The following is a 435-nucleotide window of genomic DNA, read 5'->3' as shown; positions in this document are numbered from 1 at the left end:
GAGTGATACCCTGCTTCCAGGAAAAGCCACTAAGCTTCAGCTACACACGACCGTACCGCAAACCGACACTGGTGCGCGAGATGAGTATTCTAAGGCGCTTGAGAGAACTCAGGAGAAGGAACTCGGCAAATTGATACCGTAACTTCGGGAGAAGGTATGCCGCAAGTAGGTGAACTTGAACAAAGGGAGCCCAAAGCGGTTGCAAAAAATCGGTGGCTGCGACTGTTTAATAAAAACACAGCACTCTGCAAACACGAAAGTGGACGTATAGGGTGTGACGCCTGCCCGGTGCTGGAAGATTAAATGATGGGGTGCAAGCTCTTGATTGAAGTCCCAGTAAACGGCGGCCGTAACTATAACGGTCCTAAGGTAGCGAAATTCCTTGTCGGGTAAGTTCCGACCTGCACGAATGGCGTAACGATGGCCACACTGTCT

Annotated in this window: 1 rRNA gene; it reads left to right on the top strand. The window is 50.6% G+C overall.

The annotated features are described in order from the left end of the window. A 23S ribosomal RNA gene (locus GVL03_RS20490) occupies nt 1-435 on the top strand; the annotation flags it as partial.

It is taken from the genome of Microbacterium sp. 18062 (genome assembly GCF_902706225.1).
GTDB lineage: Bacteria > Actinomycetota > Actinomycetes > Actinomycetales > Microbacteriaceae > Microbacterium.
Note: the sequence above shows the minus strand (reverse complement) of the source record. Positions and strands in the feature narration are given on the sequence as shown.